We start from the raw sequence: 19,954 nt of genomic DNA on the forward strand, positions 1-19,954 counted from the left end.
GGCGGGGGCTCACGTCCCCTCGGTCTCCGTGGCGGGCTCCGCGGGCTCGACCGCCGGGGCGGCCAGCCGGCCCGCGATCTGGTCCCGCTGCTCGGGCGTGACGGGCATCTCCAGCCGGTCGCGGTAGTACCAGGAGCTCAGCGCCGTCCGGAGCCGGACACGGCGGGGCGCCGGGCCCTCGGGGGCCGGCAGCGGTGCGGGCGCCTCCCGCACCATCAGGCGGTAGCTCTCCTCGGGGGAGAGCGCCTGGTGGCCCTCACCGAAGCCGCCGTAGACGCTCTGCTCCACCTGTCCGTCCTCCTCGCCCTCCGTCAGGCGTCTGCGGTCGCGGGCCTGGAGGGCCAGGCACAGCCGCTTGGTGACCCAGAACGCCACCACGGGGCCGAGGAGGACCAGCGCCCGCAGGACCCGGGTGAGGCCGTCGACCGACAGCCGGAACGAGTAGGCGATCACGTCGTTCCCGCCGGCCAGGAGCAGCAGGCCGTAGCAGACGACGGCTGCGACGCCCAGGCCGGTGCGGGTGGGCCGGTCGCGCGGCCGGTCGCACAGGTGGTGTTCCGTACGGTCGCCGGTCACCCACTTCTCGAAGACCGGGTAGGTGTAAAGGATCATGAACAGCAGGCCCGGCAGCACGACGGCCGGCAGCAGCACGTTCCACATCAGCGTGTGCCCGGCGACGGCGTTCTGCCAGGGCGGCATCACCCGCAGGGCTCCTTCGAGGAAGCCCACGTACCAGTCGGGCTGCGAGCCGGTGGCCACCAGGTCGGCGCGGTAGGGCCCGTAGGCCCACACCGGGTTGACCTGCGCCACGGCGCCGAGCACCACGAGCGCGCCGGAGACCATCAGGGCCAGGCCGGTGGACTTCATGGTGAACTGCGGGAACATCGGCTGCCCGACGACGTTGCGGTTCGTCCTGCCCCGCCCGCTCCACTGGGTGTGCTTGAGGTAGACGACCAGGAAGAGGTGCAGGGCCACGAGGGCGAGCAGCACGCCGGGGACGAACATCACGTGCACGACGTACAGCCGCGGGATGACCGCCGTGCCGGGGAAGGAGCCGCGCCAGACGAGGAAGCTCAGATAGGTGCCGACGACGGGGATGGACATCACGATGGTGTTCGCCGTGCGCAGCCCGGTCCCCGACAGCAGGTCGTCCGGCAGCGAGTAGCCGCAGAAGCCCTCCAGCAGGGCGAGGAGGAACAGCGTCACCCCCACGGCCCAGTTGAGCTCCCGGGGCCTGCGGAAGGCGCCCGTGAAGAAGATCCGCAGCATGTGGGCGCCGATGGCCGCGACGAACACCAGTGCCGCCCAGTGGTGCACCTGCCGGATGAGCAACCCGCCGCGCACGTCGAAGCTGATGTCGAGGGTCGACGCGTACGCCTGCGTCATCCGCTGCCCGCGCAGCGGGGCGTACGCCCCGGAGTAGACGGTCTCGACCATGCTGGGGTCGAAGAACAGCACGAGGTAGCAGCCGGTGAGGACGAGCACGACGAGGCTGTAGAGGGCGAGCTCGCCAAGCAGGTACGACCAGTGGTCGGGGAAGGCCTTGCGCAGCAGCTGTCTGCCCAGGGCGGCGGCGGGGAACCGGCGGTCCAGCGCCGTGAAGCCGGCCAGGGCCGCCGCGCGGACCCGCTGCCGGGTCCGCTCCTTCCGTCTCCGGAACAGCATTCGGTACGCTCCCTGCCCAGCCGGGTGCCTCGACGTCGCGGCGGCCGCACCGCGGCTGATGGGTAACCCGCGCGCCGGCCGGCTAATCGCCGGTCCCGTGAGGATTAGGCAGAACAGGGGGGCGTGGCGAGCCGGCGCTCTGGACCCCGCGCACCCCGTGGGACACACTCGGGCCCATGGGATGGACCGACATCGAGCAGATCGCGGCGGGGCTCGCGCGCAAGCACCCGGGCACCGACCCCCTCGCCGTCACCCTCACGGACGTCCGCGACCGCGTCGCGGCACTGAGCGGCTTCACCGACGACCCCACGCGGTGCAACGCGCGCATCCTCGAATCGATACAACTGGCCTGGAGCGACAGAACGACCTGAGGGGGCCACCCCCTCGCCCGCCCCGTTCCCCCAGCAAGATCCTTAACCGGAATCGCCCCGCTGTTCACCACATTGAGGGGAAAGATTACTTTCGGACCCCCGCTCCGGCCGTCCGGCCCTAGCGTGCCTCCTGATCGCCGGGTATCCGGCGGTCAGGACCCCGGCCCCGCCCCGAAAGGCCGCGCACGCGATGGCGAACCCGTTCGAGCTGCCCCGCTTCTACATGCCGTACCCGGCCCGCCTGAACCCCCATCTGGAACGTGCCCGGACGCATTCCAAGGCGTGGGCCCGGGACATGCGGATGGTGGAGGGTTCGGGCATCTGGGACGAGTCCGACTTCGACTCGCACGACTACGCCCTGCTGTGCGCCTACACCCACCCCGACGCCTCCGGTCCCGAGCTGGACCTGGTCACCGACTGGTACGTGTGGGTGTTCTTCTTCGACGACGACTTCCTGGAGAAGTTCAAGCGCACCGGGGACACCCGGGGCGCGCGGGAGTACCTCGACAGGCTCTACGCCTTCATGCCGCTGGACGCCGGCGAGCCCTCCCCCGAGCCGGCCAACCAGGTGGAGGCGGGCCTCGCCGACCTGTGGGCCCGTACGGTCCCGGGGATGTCCGAGGGGTGGCGCCGGCGCTTCCGCGAGAGCACCTGGAACCTGCTCGAGGAATCGATGTGGGAGCTGTCCAACATCAACGAGGGCAGGGTCGCCAACCCCGTCGAATACATCGAGATGCGCCGCAAGGTGGGCGGCGCCCCCTGGTCGGCCAACCTGATCGAGCACGCCGCGGGCGCCGAGGTCCCCGACGCCGTGGCGGCCAGCCGGCCCCTGTGCGTGCTGAGGGACACCTTCGCCGACGGCGTGCACCTGCGCAACGACCTCTTCTCGTACCAGCGGGAGATCGAGGCGGAGGGCGAGCTGTCCAACGCCGTCCTCGTCTTCGAACGCTTCCTGGACTGCGACACCCAGCAGGCCGCGGACGCCGTCAACGACCTGCTCACCACCCGGCTCCAGCAGTTCGAGCACACCGCCCTCACCGAGGTGGGGCCCCTGCTCCAGGAGCACGGTCTGGACCCCACGGCGTACGCCGACGTCTTCGCCTACGTCAAGGGACTCCAGGACTGGCAGTCCGGCGGCCACGAATGGCACATGCGCTCCAGCCGGTACATGAAGGAGTCCTCCGGCCACGCCTCCTCGCCGGTCGCCGGCGCGCTGCTGGGCGGTCCCCTCGGGCTCGGCACCTCGGCGGCCCGTCTCGTGCCCTCGATCCTGGCCTCCCTGCCCGCACGGGCGCGCAGCTTCACCCACGTCCCGTTCCAGCGGGTGGGGCACCTGCCCCTGCCCGACTTCCACATGCCGTACGAGACCCGGCTCAACCCCCACCTGGCCGCGACCCGGCGGCACAACGTCGACTGGTCGCAGCGGACGGGCATCCTGACTCCCTCGCCCGCCGACCCGCTCGCCGGGTTCTGGAACGAGGAGAAACTCAGGGACTACGACCTCGGGCTGTGCGCCGCCGGCATCAACCCCGACGCGACCGTGGCGGAACTGGACCTGGGGACGGACTGGCTCACCTGGGGCACCTACGGCGACGACGTCTACCCCGCGCTCTTCGGCCGGGCCCGCGACCTGGCCTCGGCCAAGGCGTGCAACGAACGGCTGCGGCTGTTCATGCCCCTGGAGGGCGAGCCCGGCGTCCCCGCGCTGAACTGCATGGAGCGCGGGCTCGCCGACGTCTGGTCGCGCACGGTGGCGCCGATGCCCCCCGAGGCGCGCCGTGCCCTGCGGCAGTCGATCGAGGACATGCTGGACAGCTGGCTGTGGGAGCTGGACAACCAGGCGCTCAACCGGATCCCCGAGCCCGTCGACTACATCGAGATGCGGCGCAAGACCTTCGGCTCGGACCTCACCATGTCCCTCGCCCGGCTGCGGCACGGCAAGTCGCTTCCGCCCGAGGTGCTGCGCTCCCGGCCGGTCCAGGCCATGGAGCACGCGGCCTCGGACTACGCCATGCTCATGAACGACGTCTTCTCCTACCAGAAGGAGATCCAGTTCGAGGGCGAGGTCCACAACGCCGTCCTTGTCGTCCAGAACTTCTTCGACTGCGGCCGCGACCAGGCCCTGAAGATCGTCAACGACCTGATGACGTCGCGGATGAGGGAGTTCGAGCACGTGCTGGCCGTGCAGCTGCCCGCGTTGTGCGCGGAGTTCGGCCTGGACGCGGAGGCCCGGGCCACCCTGGACGGCTACGCCCAGGAGCTGAAGCACTGGATGCCCGCCATCCTCACCTGGCACGACGGCTGCCGCCGCTACCGGGAGGAGGACCTGCTGCGGCACCACACGGTGCCGGCGGTGCCCGCCCCGGCCGCCGCGCCGGTGCCGGGCGGGCCCACCGGCCTCGGGACCTCGGGGGTCCGGATCGCGGAGCTGCTCAGCTTGCGGTGACGGGCCGTCATCGGCGGCCCGGGAGCGCGGCGTCGAGGACGTCGGCCGTGGGGCCGTGGTGGGTGACGCGGCCCCCGTCGAGCAGGTGGACGGTGTCGGCGTAGGCGGCGACGAGGTGCAGTTCGTGGCTGACCAGGACGACGGTCAGCCCGTGCGCGGCCTGGATCCGGGCCAGCAGGCGCATCACGGAGTGCGCGGTGTCCGGGTCCAGGGCGGAGGTGATCTCGTCGCACAGCAGGACCTCCGGCCCGGGCGCAAGGGCCCGGGCGAGGGCCACGCGCTGACGCTGGCCTCCCGAGAGCTCGGCGGGACGGCGGTGGGCGTGGTCGGCCGACAGCCCGACGTCCTCCAGCAGCCGGGCCACCCGGCCGGGCACGGCGGCGGCGGGCACGGTGCGGTGCAGGGTCAGGGGCCGGGCCACGATCGCGCCCACGGTGCGGGCCGGGTTGAGGCAGCCGAGGGGGTTCTGCGGTACGAGCTGGATGCCGCGGCGCTGCTCCCCGGTGCGCTTGCGGTTCACGGTGGGCAGCGGGGCGCCGGCGAGGGTGAGGGTGCCGCCGTCGGGCCGGCGGAGTCCGGCCAGGACGCGCAGCAGGGTGGTCTTGCCTGAGCCCGAGGCACCGATGAGGGCCGTGGTGGTGCCGGCCGGCGCGGTGAAGTCGACATCCGCCAGGGCGGGACGCCCGGTGCGGCGGCGGTCGAAGGTGACGCGGAGGCCGCGTGCGGTGAGCCCCCCGGAGCGCGGGGCCGTGGAAGAAGGGGCCGTGGCTGCCCGTATCGCAGGGGCGGCCGGTTCGGGCGTGGCGGCCCGGGGCGCCGGATGGTGAGGGGACGTCAGGGCGACGGCGTGGTCGGCGCAGCGGTCGACGAGTCCGGGGTCGTGGCAGGTGAGCAGGACGCCGATATGCCGTGCGGTGGCGAGCTCCCGCAGCAGGTCGGCGATCTCGTCACGCAGGCGGTGGTCGAGGCCGGCGGTGGGCTCGTCGAGGAGGAGGACCTCGGGGGCCCGGGCGAGGGCGCGGGCGAGCGCGACCCGGCGTTGCTGGCCGCCGGATAGGGCGCCGGGGCGGCGTTCGAGCAGGCCGTCCCGGGGGTCCAGCCGGCATTCGGCGAGCAGGCGGGCGGCGGTGCCGGCGTCGGCCGTGCCGGCCAGTTCGGTGACGATGCGGCGCACGCGCATGCGGGGGTTGAGGGCCGAGGCGGGGTCCTGTCCCACATGGGCGATGCGGTGGCGGCGCAGCGCGCGCAGTTCGGCGGCGGGCAGGCGGAGGACGTCGTGGCCGAGCACGGTCAGGGTGCCGGCCGCCACTTCGGCGCGGGGCGGCAGGGCGCCGGCGAGGGCGCGCAGGAGGGTGGTCTTGCCGGAGCCGGAGGGGCCGGTGAGGGCGGTGACCGTGCCGGGGGCGAGAGTGAGGTCGGTGGGCGGGAGCAGCACGGGCCCCCCGGGGAGACGGATCGCGAGGCCCCGGGCCTCGGCGAGGGGGGTGGTGGGCTCGGTCATGGGGAGGGGTACGTCCTCGGGGGTCATGGTGTGCTCACGTCCGGGCGGCCGCGACGGGCACCGGCTGCCGGCCGGGCCGTGGTGGCGAGGTTGACGCTGATGGCGAGGAGGCCGATGGTGATGCTGGGGGCGACGACGGCCCAGGGGTTGAGGAGGATGCCGCCGGCGTTCTCCCGGATCATCAGGGCCCAGTCGGCGGCGGGCGGCTGGGGGCCGATCTGGAGGAACCCTGCCATGGAGACGACGTAGACCGCCTCCACGAAGCGCAGTCCGAAGAGGACCGCGACGACGGCGCGCAGGTTGGGCAGGATCTCGCGCAGGGCCAGGTGGGTCAGGTGTTCGCCGCCCGCCGCGGCGGCCTCGACGAATCCGGCCGTGGCGAGGGGGGCGGCGGCGCCGGCGACGACGCGGACGGCGTAGGGCACGCCCAGGACGACGGCGGCGAGGACGACGGTCCAGCGGCCGCCGCCGGGCCAGGCCATGGCCAGCAGCATCACGCCCAGGACGGCCGGCAGCAGGATGGCGACGTCCGCGGTGCGTTCGACGAGGCCGCCGAGGCGGCGGCTGAGGACGGCGAAGCAGCCGATGACGGCGGCGACGGCGGTGACGACCACGGCGACGAGGAGGGCGCTGGCGGCCAGCGCGCTCCCGCCGTGCAGCAGCCGGCTGAGCACGTCGCGGCCCAACTGGTCGCCGCCCAGGAGTGCTGCACCGCCGGGCGGGGCGTAGGGGGCGGTGACGGGGGTGTCGACGGAGTGCGGCGCCAGGAGCGGTCCGGCCAGCGCGAGGGTGGTCAGCAGGAGGGCGGGCAGGGCGCGCAGGGCGCGGCGCGGGTCCGGGCGGGGCGGGTGGGGGGAGCCGGGGGGCGATGCTGCGGCCGCGGTCATGGGCGGGCCCCTGTCGTCCGGGCGCGGATGAGGTCGGCGAGGAGCAGGACGAGGCTGACGGCGGCGCCCGCGCAGGCGACGACGCCGGCGATGACGGGGGTGTCGCGGTCGGCGACGGCTCCGGCCAGCACGGTTCCCGTGCCGGGGTAGTTGAAGAGGGTCTCCACGACGACGGCGCCGCCCAGGAGCATTCCGGTGGAGGTGGCGAAGCCGGTGGCCATGACGGGCAGGGCGCCGGGCAGGGCGTGGCGCAGCAGGACGCGGGCGGGGGGCAGGCCGTCGAGGACGGCGGCCTCCACGTGCGGGGCTGCGGCCTGGTCGGCCAGGGCGGCGCGGACCACCAGGGCGTTCCAGCCGGTCTGCGGGATGGTCAGCGCGAGGACCGGCATGACGAGCATGGTCCAGGAGGCGGGGGTGCCGTCGGCGCCGGTGACGGTGGCCGCGGGCAGCCAGTCGGTCCACAGGGACAGGACCAGCAACAGCCCTACGGACACCACGAATTCGGGCAGGGCGAAGGCCGCGGTGGAGGTCAGGGTGACGAGGCGGTCCACCGCGCCGCCCGGGCGCAGGGACGCCCAGCAGCCGAGGGCGAGTGCCGCGGCGACGGTGAGGAGGAAGGCGGTGCCGCCGAGGAGCAGGGTGTTGGGGAAGGGGGCGGCGAGCAGGTCGTCGACGCGTTCGCCGCGGGCCGAGGTGCCGAGGTCGCCGGAGGGCAGGGCGGTCATCCAGTCGGCGAACTGCTCCCACACCGGCCGGTCCAGGCCGAGGAGGTGACGGCGCGCGGCCACGCCCGCCGCGCCCTCCCCCCGTTCGGAGGTCGCGGACGCGGCGTCTCCGGGCAGGAGCCGGACGGCGGCGAAGACCACGGCCAGGAGGACGACGAGCAGGGCGGCGCGGCGGGCGAGGAGTCCCAGGGCGCGGGCCGCGACGGCGCGTGCCGCGACGGCGCGTGCCGCGACGGCGCGTGCGGCGTGCCGGCCCGGCGGAGCGGCCGAGGAGTGTGCGGTCGCTGCGCCGGGCTGCCCGGTGGTCTCGTTCGCGGTGGTCCCGTTCAACGCGACAGCCAGACGCCTTCGAGCTGCACCCGCCCGTAGCCGGGCAGCCGGGGCAGGCCGTGGACCTTGGCGGCGGCCAGGTCGATGCCGTCTGCCATGCCCCACAGGAGGTAGCCGGAGCGCTCGAACTCGAGCTTCTGGAGGTCGTGGAGGGCGGTGGCCCGCTCGGTGTCGTCGGCGGCGGCGGTCGCCTTGCGGTAGGCCGCGTCGAAGTCCTTGTCGGACCACTGGGCCTCGTTCTGCCCGGCGCCGGTGACCATGGTCTTGGAGGCGAAGAAGACCACGGAGTCGTTGGTGCCCCAGTAGTTGGTGTAGAAGTCGCCCTTGAGCCAGGTCTTCTCGTAGAAGGCGCCGGACTCCTGCTTGACGACCTCGACCTTGACACCTGCCTCGCGGGCCTGGTGGGCGAAGAGCGTCGCGGAGTCGGCGAGGCCGGGGACGTCCTCGGTGGTGACGAGTTCGTAGGTCCTGCCGAAGTCGAAGCCCGCCTCCTTCAGCAGCCGTCCGGCCCGCTCCAGGTCCCGTGTGCGCTGGGGGATGTCCTTGGCGTAGCGGGGGTCGGCGGTGCCGAGGACGTCGTTGGCGACGGTCCCGTAGCCGGAGAGGACCTGCTTGACCATGGCCTCGCGGTCGACGACGAGCTTCATCGCCTCGCGGACCCGGGGGTCGGCGAAGGGGCCTTGGTCGGTGCGCATGACGAGGGGCATCGCCATGTCGTCGGGGCGGCGGACGACCTGGAGGTCCTTGCGGGCGGCGGCGGTGCGGGCCGCGACGGCACCGGCGTTGGAGGCGAGGTCGATCTGCCCCGACAGCAGTGCGTTCGTCATGGCCTGGGGGCTTTCGAACATGGTCACCTCGATGGCGTCGAGGTGGACGCGTCCGCCGTGCCAGCGGTCGTTGCGGACCAGCCGGGCGTTGCCGCCGCGGAACCAGTCGAGGACGAAGGGACCGGTGCCGGGGGCCTTGGCGACCTCCTTGTCGGGGGTGTCCTTCTTGAGCACGAAGGTGGTCAGCCGTGTGAGCAGGGGGAGTTCGGCGTTGGGGTAGTCGGAGACCAGGACGACGGCGTCCTCGCCGTCGGCGTTGATGTTGTCCTCCTGGATGCCGGGGAGGCGGGCGGAGCCGGCGGGGGTGCGCCGCAGTCTGCGCAGCGACCAGACGACGTCGGCGGCGGTGACCGGGGTGCCGTCGTGGAAGGCCGCCCCCTTGGCGAGGGTGAGGCGCCAGGTCGTCAGGTCCGGGGAGGAGGTCCAGCCGGAGGCGAGCCGGGGCACGGTGTTGCTCTTGGCCCCCGGCGCGGCGAGCGTGTCGTGAACGAGGGAGATGATGAGGTAGTCGCTCTCGTTTCCCTGGGTGCCGTGCGGGTCCCGGGTGATGGCCGAAGCCCGCCCCAGCGCCCCGACCCGCAAGGTGCCGCCTCGCCGGGGCTCGCCCCCGTCGCCGGCGGGTGAGGTGGCCGATTCCTTGTCGCCTCCGCAGGCGGTGAGCAGCGCGGCAACGCCCATTCCCCCGCCCGCCCACAGCAATTGGCGCCTGTTCAGGTTCACGTCGGTCCTCGTTCCCTTGCCCGTACAGCTGATAAGGGTTGCCTACCCTAACTTGCGCTGCGTTCGCAAGCCTTCCGGTTCCCGCCCCCACACAGAGGGCAATCAATGCACGTCAATAGGCATCAGGCTTCCCTTGAACAACAAAACGGACGAGCTGCAAGTTAGGTTTGCCTTACCTAACTTCGGTGGTAAGTTCCTTGCCATCCGGAGTCGCCGACCGCCGCACCCTGGCCCGGGACCCATGGGTCCCGTGATCGCCCCCGTCCTGCCCGGCGCTCCCTCACCGACGCTTTTCCGCCACTTCTCTCCGCCTACGTCTCGACCTCACCTGTCTCCACCTCCTCCACGGAAACGGATGATTTCGCCATGAGCACGGCCGCGCCCGTACGCCAGCTGGACCCCGCCTCGGTAGCCGAACTCCGCCGCTCCGCCGCACGCGTCCTCGACGCCTTCGGCAGCTCCGCCACCCACCCCGGCCTGCTGGCCCGGATCGCCCGGGAGGCGGCCGCGCTGAGCCCGGCCGTCCGCCACCAGTGCCGCCCCGTCGACACCGCCCACGGCCTGTTCGTGCTGCGCGGCCTCGAAGTCGACGACGCCGGGATCGGCCCGACTCCCGCCAGTTGGGCGGTCGCCGGTGACGCCGCGGCCGAATGGGACGTCGTACTCCTGCTCCTCGCCACCGCGATGGGCAACCCGATCGCCTGGGAGGGCCAGCAGGAAGGCCGGTTCGTCCACAACATCGTCCCGACCGCCGGCCGCGAGCAGGAACAGACCGGTGCGAGCAGCGACGTGCTGCTCAGCCCCCACACCGAGGACGCCTTCCACCCCGGCCGCGCCCATCTGCTGATGCTGTGCTGCATGCGCAACCCCGACGACATCGCGACCACCGCCGCCTCGGTACGCGAAGTGCGGCTGACGGACGAGGACATGGACTGCCTCTCGCGCCCCGTGCTGCCGATCCTTCCCGACGACGCCTACGTGGAGGCGCAGGGCTTCGCGGGCGAGCCCCCGAAGGTGCCCACCGTGTGGCGGTCCGAGGACGGGCCCACCCTGCGCTTCGACCCCGCCTACACCCCGCTCGGCGAGGCACCGGCCGCGTACCGGGCCGCCTACCACCGTCTGGAGGGCGAACTGAGCCGCGTCTCCCGGGCGGTGAGCCTCCGCCCGGGCGAGGTGCTGGTCGTCGACAACGACCTCGTCGTCCACGGGCGGGTGCCCTTCACGGCCCGCTACGACGGCACCGACCGCTGGCTCAAGCGGGCCTCCGTGCGCGTGCCCGGCCGCCGCAGCCGCCCGGAGGCCGAGGCCCTGGAGCACGGCTACGGCCAGGCCGCCCTCGAAGCCCACGCCGCCGCCTGACCGCCGGGCCGACCGGCACCCCAGCCAGCGGACGCCGCGCACCCGCACCCGGTGCGCGGCCCCCTTCCGGACGGAGGACCCCCATGACCACCAGCAGCCCCGCACCCGGCCCCCGCACACCGGACGCCCCCGGCGACGACAAAACCTTGCGCGTCCTGTCCACCAGCGACCTCGCGCAGATCGACATATCCCTCGCGGACGTCGTGGCCACCGTGGAGAACGCCTACCGCACCCTCGCGGCGGGACGGTCCGACAATCCGCGCAAGCTCACCGTCAAGCCCCCGGACGGCCACTCCGTCTCCTACGCCATGCTCGGCCGCGACGGCTCCCGCGAGGTCGTCGCGATCAAGACCTCGTACAAGCACGGCCTGGACCGGGAGCGTGACGGGCAGCACTACTACACCGCGCTGACCCTCTACGACGATGTCACCGGCCTGCCGGTGGCGATGATGGACTGCGGCCGCATCGGCGCCCTGCGCACCCCGGCCGCCTCCGCCCTCCTCGCCCGCGAGTGCGCCCGCCCCGGGGCCCGCAGCGCCCTGGTCGTCGGCACCGGCACCCAGGGCCGCCTCGCCCTGCCGTTCCTGCTCACCACGCTCCCCGCGCTCGACCGGCTGATGCTCTTCGGCACCCGCCCCGAGGGCGTCGAGGCCGTCCGCGCCGAACTGCGGCGGCACTTCCCCGGCCGGGAGGCGGAGGTCGTCACCGACCTGCGGGCCGCCGCCGGGGCCGCCGACGTCGTCGTCGCCACCGCCGGTCCCCACACCCCCGCCGCCGTCGACGCCTCCTGGCTCGCGCCCGGCAGCCTCTCGATCCTCGTCGGCCACGGCCTGGCGCCCTCCACCCTGCACCGGGCGGACCGGGTCGTGGCCACCAGCGAGGCGCAGATGCGGGTCACCGGCACCGACATGGCGGACGCCGAGGGCCGGCTGCCCGCCGTGGACGCCGAGTTCCCGGCCGTCCTCGCCGGGCTGGCCCAGGGCCGCCGCTCCCCCGACGAACACGTCTTCGCCTACAACAGCGGCCTGGTCGTCACCGACATCGCGCTCGGCCACCGGCTCGCCCAGCTGGCCATCGCCGAGGGCCGGGGAACGCGGGTGCCGCTGTGGCGATAGCGCTCCCGGCCGGCGCCTCGCTACCCTCCCTGCCGGCGCACCCCGACCCGCGGCTCGACGAGGCCGCCGCCAGCGGACTGCTCCACGAGCTCGCGCACGCCTTCGGCGGTCCCTTCCACCTCCTCGTGCCCGAGCGCCTCGACGCGAACGCCGCCGCCTTCCGCGCGGCGCTCGCCGAAGCCGGCGTGACGGGCCGGGTGTACTACGCGAAGAAGGCCAACAAGGCCGCCGCCTTCGTCGAACGGTGCGCGGCCACCGGCACCGGCGTCGACGTGGCCTCCGCCGGCGAGCTCCGGGAAGCCCTCGGCCACGGGGTGCGCGGCGAGGACCTGGTGGTGACCGGCCCCGCCAAGGACCCCGCCCTCCTGCGCGTCGCCGTCCTCCAGGGCGCGCTGATCGCGGTCGACGCCCTCGACGAGCTCGACCGGATCGTCGAGGTGGCACGGGCGGGCCCCGCCCGGCCCGCCCGGGTGCTGCTGCGGCGCCTGCCGCCCACCCAGCCGCACAGCCGCTTCGGCCTGGACGAGGCCGAGCTCGACAAGGCCCTGGCGCGCTGCGCCGAAGCGGGACCGCTGGTGCGGATGGAGGGCTTCAGCTTCCATCTGTCCGGCTACGCCGTGCAGCCGCGCGCCGACCTGGCCGGACAGCTGGTCGAACAGTGCCTGCGGGCCCGCACGATGGGCCTGCCCGCGGACCGGGTGAGCATCGGCGGGGGCTTCGCCGTGGACTACGCGGCGGCCGACGACTGGCACACCTTCCTCGCCACCCAGCGGCCGGCCCACTACCACGCCGGCAAGACCTTCACGGCGGGCGACTTCTACCCGTACCACTCCCCCGTCGCCGGGGCAGCGGCGCTGCGTGCCGTCCTGGCCACCCGCCCCGACGGCGGCGGGGTCACTCTGGCCGCGCGGCTGCGGGAGACGGGGACGGAGCTGCTCCTGGAGCCCGGGCGGGCCCTGCTCGACGGTGCGGGGCACTCCGTCTTCCGCGTCCAGGGCGTCAAGGACCGCGCCGGCTACGCGCTGGTGACCGTGGACGGCACCAGCCTGAGCCTGTCCGAGCAGTGGTTCGCCAGCGAGTACCTGCCCGAACCCCGCCTCGTCCGGGCCCCGGACCGCTCCGGCGGCCGGCAGGCCGGAGCCGGGGAGGTGCACCCGGCGAGCGTGGGGGCGGCGACCTGTCTGGAGTCCGACATGCTCAGCTGGCGGAAGATCCCCTTCCCGGCCCGGCCCGCTCCCGGGGACCTCCTGGTCTACCCCAACACCGCCGGGTACCAGATGGACTCCAACGAGTCGCCCTTCCACGACCTGCCGCTGCCGCCCAAGGCCGTCCTCGAACCCGCCGCCGCGGGCGGACGGCCCCGCTGGCGGCTCGACCGCCGCCCTCCCCTGTGACCACCCCCACCCCAAGGCCCCTGGAGAACCCTGCCGTGAACGAGGCACTCATACGCCCCGCCGTGGTCTCCCGCGTCTCCGAACTCATCGGACACACCCCCCTCTTCGAACTCTGCCGGACCCCCGAGGGCAGCCGGCTGCTGCTCAAGCTGGAGATGTACAACCCGACGGGTACCGCGAAGATCCGGATGGCCCGTCAGATGGTGCTGGACGCCGAGGAGCGCGGCGCCCTGCGGCCCGGCGGCCGCATCATCGAGTCCACCTCGGGCAACACCGGCCTGGGACTCGCGGTCGTCGCCGCCGAACGCGGCTACTCCTTCACCGCCGTCGTCGACCACCACGCCTGTTCCGACAAGCTGCGCACCATGCGGGCGCTGGGCGCGGAGCTGGTCTACGTCACCGGCGACGGCACCGGGGAGCTCGCCACCGCGGCCCGCGAGGAGCTCGCCGAGGAGCTGGCCCGCGGCCAGGACAACGCCGTCTTCACCGAACAGCACAACAACCCCGCCAACGCCGTCGGTTACCACCCGGTGGCCCACGAGCTGCACCAGGCCCTCGACGGCCGCGTCGACGTGCTCATCGGCGCCGTGGGCACCGGCGGCGGGCTGTGCGGCACGGCCCGCGAGCTGCGCGGACTGCTCCCGGACGTACGAACCGTGGGGGTCGAGCCCAAGGGGTCCATCGCCTTCGGGGGTCCCGCCCACGACTACTACCAGTCGGGTACCGGCACCCCCGAGGGCGCGGAGATCGGCGCGCTGGTGGACTTCGACCTCATCGACGAGGGCGTCAAGGTCGGTGACGTGGAGGCCTTCGCCACCGCCCGCGCCGTCGCCCGCACCGGTCTGCTCGTCGGCGGTTCCGCCGGCGGCGTGGTGTACGAGGCGCTGCGCCGGCTGCCGGCGCTGCCGCCGGGCACCACCGTGGTCGCCCTCGTCAACGACGGGGGCGAGAAGTACCTGGACACTGTCTTCCACGACGAGTGGATGAAGGAGCGCGACCTGCTCGACCCCGTCCTCGAACACGAGATCCACGGCATCGTCACCGGGTGGCGCGGGGACCGGCACCGATGACGAAGACGACCCTTCTCCTGCGCGACGGCCGCGCCCTGGCCGCCCTGGCGGTGCCGCTGGTCCTCACCCAGCTCGCCCAGGTGGCCCTGACCACGACCGACACCGTGATGATGGGGCTGCTCGGCGCGACCGACCTGGCCGCGGGCGGCCTGGCTATCGTCATCTTCAACCAGCTGCGCACCATGGGGGTGGGCCTGGTCACGTCCGTCGGCAACCGGATCGCCGCGGCCCACGCCCGTGCCGAGGCCGCGCCGGACGGCACGGGCCCCGGCACGGGCGGGAGCGACGCGGAGGTGCGGCGCGTGGTCCGGGCCGGCATGGCGGTCGCCACCCTCGCGGGGCTCGCCGGAGCCCTGCTGATGGCCGGCGCGGGCCAGGTGCTGGGGCTGGCGGGGCAGGATCCGGAGGTGGCCGACCGCGCGCGCACCATGTTGTTCGCCCTCGCGCCGGGGCTGCTGCCGTGCCTGTGGTTCCAGGCCGTGCGGCAGTTCACGGTGGGCATGCGGCGGCCCCAGGCGCTGCTGCGGATCACCATCGCGTCGGTCGCGGTCAACGCGGGCCTCGACTGGGCGTTCCTCCACGGCTCCTGGGGGCTGCCGCGCCTGGGGCTGCCCGGCGTCGGGCTGGCCACCACCCTCGTCCACGCGCTGTCCTTCCTGGCCCTGTATGCCTGTGCGCGGCGGGACCCCGTCCTCGCCCCGTTGCTGGCCCTCAATCCCGCCCGGGCGGACCGGGCGACCGTGCGGCGGCTGCTGGGGCTGGGCGTGCCCATCGCCGCGACCTACGGTTCCGAGGCGGGGTTCTTCTCCGTCACGGCCCTGATGGCCGGCTCGTTCGGGCCCGCCGCGCTGGCCGCGCACACGGCCGTCAACCAGCTCGTCTACATCGTCTTCCAGGTGGCGGTGGGCCTGTCCCACGCGGCCTCCATCAACGTCAGCCGGGAGCTGGCGCTGGGCCGCTTCGACGCCGCCCGGCGCATCAGGAACACCGCCCTGGCCTGTGCCGCCGCCGTGATGGCCGTCGTCGCGGTCGTCTACCTCGCCCTTCCCTCGCTGGTGCTGCGCCCGTTCCTCGACACGGGCGCGGGGGCGGACGCGGAGGCGGTGCGGATCGCGACCCGGCTGCTCCTCGTCGTCGCCGTCCTCCAGTTCTTCGACTGCGCGCAGAACATCGGGGTGGGCCTGCTGCGCGGCCTGGACGACACCAGGAGCGGGTTCCGCATCACCCTCGTGGGCTACTGGCTGGTCGGCCTGCCGGCCGCGGGCCTGCTCGGCTACGCGCTGGACCTGAAGACGCTCGGTGTCTGGCTCGCCCTGCTGGCGGGGCTCGCAACGACGGCGGTCCTGCTGCTGCGGCGCTACGGGCGGAGCCTCGCCCACCGGTCGGCCGAGGGGGTCGCCGAACCGGCGGCGGTCTAGGGGGTGTCCCCGTGTGTGCCCTCGGCGGGGAGCCCGTCCCCCGGCCGGGGGCACACCCACACATGTGCCGCATGAAAATGCCAAAAGTCTTACCGGAGGGAGTCATTATCGATTACCTTCCGTTGCGGCGACCACGCCACAGGTAGTCGTCACTCGCACATAGTCGCGGCGGCACGTCGTCACCGCGTGACTGGAGAGGATCGTGTGACCGGTATCGACGGGTGCTTAGCCGAGGCCATGACCGTGCCCGGAGCCCGGGGCGCGAGCCTGGTGGACTGGTCGAGCGGGCTCGCCCTGGGGGCGGCGGGCCACGGGCCGGACAGCGATCACGAGACCGCGGCGGCCGGCGCGGCCGAACTGGCCCGGCTGGCCTTCGAGAACGGCGCCTTCACCGGGGCCACGCCGGATTCCGGGCCCGTCGAGGACCTCGTCGTCACCGCGCGCGGCAGCTACCACCTCATGCGCTTCGTGGAGACGTCCTTCGACAGCAGCGTCTTCCTCTACCTGTGGCTGGACCGCACCGAGGCCAACCTCGCGGTGGCGCTGTTCCGGCTCAAGGACCTGACCGCCCGTCTGGTGCTGCCGTGACGACGGCCGCCGCGGGCACCCACGAGATCACCGTCCTGAGCCGGCTGGCCGCCGAAGGCGCCACGGGGGCGCTGCACGGCGGCGCCGGAGCGCTCTATCTCGCCGACGGCGCCGTGGTGCACGCCGAGAGCCCGGTGGTGCCGGACGTGGGCTGGCGGCTGACGGCCGGGGGACGGCTGTCCCCGGAGGTGTGGGAGGAGGCCGTCGCGGAGGGCGGCCCCGGCTACCGGGCGGGCAGCTTCCTCGTCGAGCACGGCCGGCTGAGCCGGGGCGAGCTGGAGCTGTGCCACCTCTCGGCGCTCTTCGACGCCGCCTACGTCCTGCTGTCCCCGCTCGACGGGTCGCAGCGGGCGCCGGAGCGGTTCCTCAAGGAGGCCCGGCACTGGCTCGGCCCGGTCCGCCCGGTGCCGGTGGCGATGCTGGAGGCGGAGGTGCGCCGGCGGCGGACGCTGCTGGAACAGGCCTGGCCGTGGGCGGACGTGGACTCCGCCCCCGTGGTCCCCGTCCCCGGCGCCGCGGCCCCCGGACCGGGTGCCACCCGGCCGACGTGCGGCCGCCTGGCGGTGCTGGGCGCGGCCGACGGGGTGCGCACGCCGGCCCGGATCGCCCGGGTGCTGGGGCGCTCCGTCTTCGCCACCCTCCTCGACGTCCGGCGGCTGACCGCGGAGGGGCTGGTCCGGGCTCCCTCGGCGGCCGCCCCGCCGCCCGGCGACCCGCGGCCTGGTGTCTCCCCCCTGCCGGAGATCTCCCTGCTGTACCGGATCCGCGACGCCCTGGAGGCCCTGTGACCCGCCCTGTGAACGTGCCGCGCACGAGCCGGGCCCTGCCGATCTCATGATGAGGCGTGCCCTGAGACAGCTCGCCGGAAGGAGACAGCCGATGACCGCCGCACCCGAGGTGCTGGCCGAACTCCAGGGATTGCGCGTGCGCGTCCCGCATCTGACCGGTGCGATGGTGGCGAGCACGGACGGCCTGGTGATCGCGCACCTCGTCACCGGCATGGAACCGGACGGGGTGGCCGCCCTGACCGCCGCGGCGCTCGGCGTGGGCTCCCGGCTGGCGGCGGCGGTGGGTCACGGCGGCTTCCGTGAGCTGCTGGTCTGCGGTGACCAGGGCTACGTGGCCACGTACGCGGCCGGCTCGGCCTGCGTCCTGACGCTGCTGGCCTCCTCCGACGCCAACGTCGGCCGGCTCAACCTGGAGGCCCGCAGGGCGGGCGCGCGCATCGCCGCGCTGGCCGAGTCCTCGCTGGAGCGCCAGCGCCAGGGCTAGCCGCCCGGCCGGCCCCTCCCCCTCAGCTTCCCCTTTCCCCCGACAACCCGTCATCACGAGGAACGGATTCCCATGGCGAATACAGAGATGGCACTCAAGGACGCGATGGCCTCGATCGAGGGGGCCGTGGGCGTGGCGCTCGTCGACTACGGCAGCGGCATGGCGCTCGGCACCCTCGGCGGGTCCTCGTCGCTCGACCTCAACGTCGCGGCGGCGGCCAACACCGACGTCGTACGGGCGAAGCTGCGCGCCATGGAGATGCTCAACCTCCAGGACACCATCGAGGACATCCTCATCACCCTCGGGAGCCAGTACCACCTGATCAGGCTGCTCACCGGGCGCAGTGGCCACGGGCTCTTCCTGTACCTGGTGCTCGACGTCAAGCGGGCCAACCTGGCGATGGCCCGCCACCAGCTCAAGCGCATAGAGGCGGACCTGGAGGTCTGAGCGCCGGGCCCCGTCGCCGGGGCCCGGCGTCCGGCGTCGTGTCACCAGGGCCCGAAGGGGATCAGGTCGGGGCCGACGCTGTGCCAGTCGTCACCGCCTTCGCCGACCCGGTGGAAGAGGTGCCCGCAGTACCACAGGACCAGGTCCTGGCCGTCGGTGTTCTCGTCGTCCAGATAGGCGTCGAGCCCGTCGGCGGCCGCGCTGCCCTGCCTGCCGTAGCGGTCCTCGCCGCTGCGGTAGCGCAGCAGCCACAGGTCGGCGGAGGAGAAGGAGTCGGCCGTGCCGTCGTTCGGCCCGGGCAGCAGGTGGTAGCCGCGGCCGCTGTCCAGGTCGAGCACGGCCCAGCTGCGGCGGGACGCGGGGTTCTTGACCCGGCGGACCTCGCTGCGGAAGGGGTGCCATCCCTGCCCCCACCCCTCGTCGGCGGTGTAGGTGTTGTACTCCAGCAGCAGGTCGCGCCCGGCGCCGTCGATGTCGAGGTCGAGCCGCCAGTAGGTGTGGTGGCGGTGGTCGTAGGGGCACTGGAGGCCGGCGCTGAAGAGCCGGGGCATCACCACGCCGCTCTCCCAGAAGACCCAGCGGTGCGTCAGCCGGTAGGCGCCGATGGTGTGGTACGACTCCAGGCTCAGGGCCCGCTGTCCGCCGCTGGTGTAGGAGTAGACGCACACCCGGGTTCCGGGGCACCTGCTCGTGGGGTGGGAGTTGTTGTAGTTGAGCGGGTCCTTGTACGGGCCGCAGGGGCCGCTGTACTGCACCCGCAGCGAGGGCAGGCTGGCCTTGGCGAAGACCTGGTGACCGCGGTAGGCAGCCCCGAGGATCACGATGCCCTCCTCGTCGGGGGCGTCCGCCAGCCGCCAGTCGAACGTCCACACGGGCTGGTCGGGGGGCCAGGAGATCCGCCCGGACTCACTCATCGCCGCCTCCTCCCGGGCCCAGCACCCGCTCCTCGCCGAGGTCCACGACGACCCGCAGCCGGGGCAGCCGCCTGTCGGGCTGCCCGAATCCCACATAGGCGCGGCGGTGGCCGTGGTGTTCGTCGCCCTCGTGGACGTCGCTCGTGAGCAGCACCATGGGCACGTGGTAGGCCGGGAGCCGGCGCACGGCCTCGGAGTGGGTCCGGGCGACGGCCACGGCGCGGGCGATCTCGGCGTCGGACAGGCCCGGCTGTGCGGCGCTCTCGGCGAGGGCGAGGACGGCGGGGTGCTCGTCCGCGTCGAGGGTGATCTCCAGGGTGCGTCCGTCGGTGTAGTCGTGGACCAGGACGAGTGTCGCGGGGGTCGTGCGGTCCTTGTCGTCGGCGAGCAGGCTCGCGCCGAGGAAGACGTACCGGTGTCCGTCGAGGGCGGTCCGGACGCGGGCGTCGGCCAGCAGCAGGGGCACCGCGCGGTCCAGCAGTTCCTCGCTCGACGGGGTGACGGTGCGTTCCCAGGTGACGGGCTCGGCGGGGCCGGGCGGGGCGGCGGGGGCGGGGATGTCGCTGATCGGCGGCTCGACGACGGCCGGGAACTCGGCGAGCCCGGACCGTTCCGGCGGTGGTTCGAGGCGGAATTCTGGCAAGGGAGACCCCCCTTTGCTCGCGGAGCGCCGGGGCTCCGGCCGCGGTGGCGCGCGCCTTCCGATGATTTCAGCTCGTGTTCATATCGTCACCAATAGTGACCGGCGAGCTGGGGTGCGGCCGGCGTGTCCGTGCCCCGGCGCGCGTCGAGGGCGCACACGGCCGGCGGCCCGCGCCCGTCGGTGGCGCTCCGGGAACTCCGGTGGCCGCGCGGGGCCTTCGGGAAATCCACGGTTCGGCCGAATGGCGCAAGGTGAGGCTTTA

General features: G+C 73.7%; 18 protein-coding genes. 11 read left to right on the plus strand and 7 right to left on the minus strand.

Annotated elements, in window-relative coordinates; all coding sequences use genetic code 11:
• Positions 1-9 precede the first annotated feature (9 nt).
• Complete coding sequence (gene qcrB / locus CYQ11_RS02585) at positions 10-1,665, minus strand: cytochrome bc1 complex cytochrome b subunit (RefSeq protein WP_099198882.1); 1,656 nt, start codon at positions 1,663-1,665, stop codon at positions 10-12.
• A gap of 176 nt (positions 1,666-1,841) precedes the next feature.
• Between qcrB and iscX the strand changes: the two genes are divergently transcribed.
• Positions 1,842-2,036 (plus strand): Fe-S cluster assembly protein IscX, encoded by a 195-nt coding sequence (iscX, locus tag CYQ11_RS02590; protein ID WP_099198883.1) that lies wholly within the window; start codon positions 1,842-1,844, stop codon positions 2,034-2,036.
• 190 nt (positions 2,037-2,226) lie between these two features.
• Complete coding sequence (locus CYQ11_RS02595) at positions 2,227-4,482, plus strand: terpene synthase family protein (RefSeq protein WP_099198884.1); 2,256 nt, start codon at positions 2,227-2,229, stop codon at positions 4,480-4,482.
• A 7-nt stretch (positions 4,483-4,489) separates the two neighbouring features.
• Here the strand turns inward: CYQ11_RS02595 and CYQ11_RS30850 are convergent, their stop codons facing one another.
• The 4 genes from CYQ11_RS30850 to CYQ11_RS02615 form a co-directional block, all read right to left on the minus strand.
• Positions 4,490-5,983: an ABC transporter ATP-binding protein gene (locus CYQ11_RS30850; protein ID WP_398779734.1), complete on the minus strand. Its 1,494-nt coding sequence runs from the start codon at positions 5,981-5,983 to the stop codon at positions 4,490-4,492.
• A gap of 23 nt (positions 5,984-6,006) precedes the next feature.
• Positions 6,007-6,870 carry an ABC transporter permease gene (locus CYQ11_RS02605; RefSeq protein WP_104650949.1) on the minus strand — a complete coding sequence of 288 codons (864 nt, stop codon included), beginning with the start codon at positions 6,868-6,870 and terminating at the stop codon, positions 6,007-6,009.
• Positions 6,867-7,757 carry an ABC transporter permease gene (locus CYQ11_RS02610; RefSeq protein ID WP_104651112.1) on the minus strand — a complete coding sequence of 297 codons (891 nt, stop codon included), beginning with the start codon at positions 7,755-7,757 and terminating at the stop codon, positions 6,867-6,869. The genes CYQ11_RS02605 and CYQ11_RS02610 overlap by 4 nt, the downstream gene beginning before the upstream one ends.
• A gap of 164 nt (positions 7,758-7,921) precedes the next feature.
• Positions 7,922-9,472, minus strand: coding sequence for an ABC transporter substrate-binding protein (locus tag CYQ11_RS02615; RefSeq protein ID WP_099198887.1), 1,551 nt, complete (start codon positions 9,470-9,472; stop codon positions 7,922-7,924).
• A gap of 366 nt (positions 9,473-9,838) precedes the next feature.
• Between CYQ11_RS02615 and CYQ11_RS02620 the strand changes: the two genes are divergently transcribed.
• The 9 genes from CYQ11_RS02620 (at position 9,839) to CYQ11_RS02660 (ending at position 18,135) form a co-directional block, all read left to right on the plus strand.
• A complete protein-coding gene (locus tag CYQ11_RS02620; RefSeq protein ID WP_099198888.1) occupies positions 9,839-10,831 on the plus strand; it encodes a TauD/TfdA family dioxygenase in 993 nt (330 codons plus the stop codon).
• 83 nt (positions 10,832-10,914) lie between these two features.
• Entirely contained in the window at positions 10,915-11,946 is a 1,032-nt protein-coding gene (locus tag CYQ11_RS02625; protein WP_099198889.1) for an ornithine cyclodeaminase, read from the plus strand.
• Complete coding sequence (locus CYQ11_RS02630) at positions 11,943-13,340, plus strand: type III PLP-dependent enzyme domain-containing protein (RefSeq protein WP_099199038.1); 1,398 nt, start codon at positions 11,943-11,945, stop codon at positions 13,338-13,340. Before CYQ11_RS02625 ends, CYQ11_RS02630 begins: the two co-directional genes overlap by 4 nt.
• 35 nt (positions 13,341-13,375) lie before the next feature.
• On the plus strand, positions 13,376-14,410 hold the full coding sequence (locus CYQ11_RS02635; RefSeq protein WP_099198890.1) for a cysteine synthase family protein: 1,035 nt from the start codon (positions 13,376-13,378) through the stop codon (positions 14,408-14,410).
• The gene (locus CYQ11_RS02640; protein ID WP_099199039.1) at positions 14,407-15,828 is read left to right on the plus strand and encodes an MATE family efflux transporter; all 1,422 of its coding nucleotides are present in this window, start codon (positions 14,407-14,409) and stop codon (positions 15,826-15,828) included. Before CYQ11_RS02635 ends, CYQ11_RS02640 begins: the two co-directional genes overlap by 4 nt.
• Before the next feature lie 204 nt (positions 15,829-16,032).
• Complete coding sequence (locus CYQ11_RS02645) at positions 16,033-16,416, plus strand: hypothetical protein (protein WP_099198891.1); 384 nt, start codon at positions 16,033-16,035, stop codon at positions 16,414-16,416.
• Positions 16,413-17,204 (plus strand): hypothetical protein, encoded by a 792-nt coding sequence (locus CYQ11_RS02650; protein WP_099198892.1) that lies wholly within the window; start codon positions 16,413-16,415, stop codon positions 17,202-17,204. The genes CYQ11_RS02645 and CYQ11_RS02650 overlap by 4 nt, the downstream gene beginning before the upstream one ends.
• Positions 17,205-17,295: 91 nt before the next feature.
• On the plus strand, positions 17,296-17,688 hold the full coding sequence (locus tag CYQ11_RS02655) for a roadblock/LC7 domain-containing protein (protein ID WP_398779736.1): 393 nt from the start codon (positions 17,296-17,298) through the stop codon (positions 17,686-17,688).
• A gap of 72 nt (positions 17,689-17,760) precedes the next feature.
• The gene (locus CYQ11_RS02660; protein ID WP_099198893.1) at positions 17,761-18,135 is read left to right on the plus strand and encodes a hypothetical protein; all 375 of its coding nucleotides are present in this window, start codon (positions 17,761-17,763) and stop codon (positions 18,133-18,135) included.
• 41 nt (positions 18,136-18,176) lie between these two features.
• Here the strand turns inward: CYQ11_RS02660 and CYQ11_RS02665 are convergent, their stop codons facing one another.
• Both CYQ11_RS02665 and CYQ11_RS02670 read right to left on the minus strand, forming a co-directional pair.
• Positions 18,177-19,049, minus strand: a complete 873-nt coding sequence (locus tag CYQ11_RS02665) for a hypothetical protein (RefSeq protein ID WP_099198894.1) — start codon at positions 19,047-19,049, stop codon at positions 18,177-18,179.
• On the minus strand, positions 19,042-19,692 hold the full coding sequence (locus CYQ11_RS02670; RefSeq protein ID WP_099198895.1) for a hypothetical protein: 651 nt from the start codon (positions 19,690-19,692) through the stop codon (positions 19,042-19,044). Before CYQ11_RS02670 ends, CYQ11_RS02665 begins: the two co-directional genes overlap by 8 nt.
• Between the last annotated feature and the right edge of the window lie 262 nt (positions 19,693-19,954).

The organism is Streptomyces cinnamoneus, from assembly GCF_002939475.1.
Taxonomy (GTDB): Bacteria; Actinomycetota; Actinomycetes; order Streptomycetales; family Streptomycetaceae; genus Streptomyces; species Streptomyces cinnamoneus_A.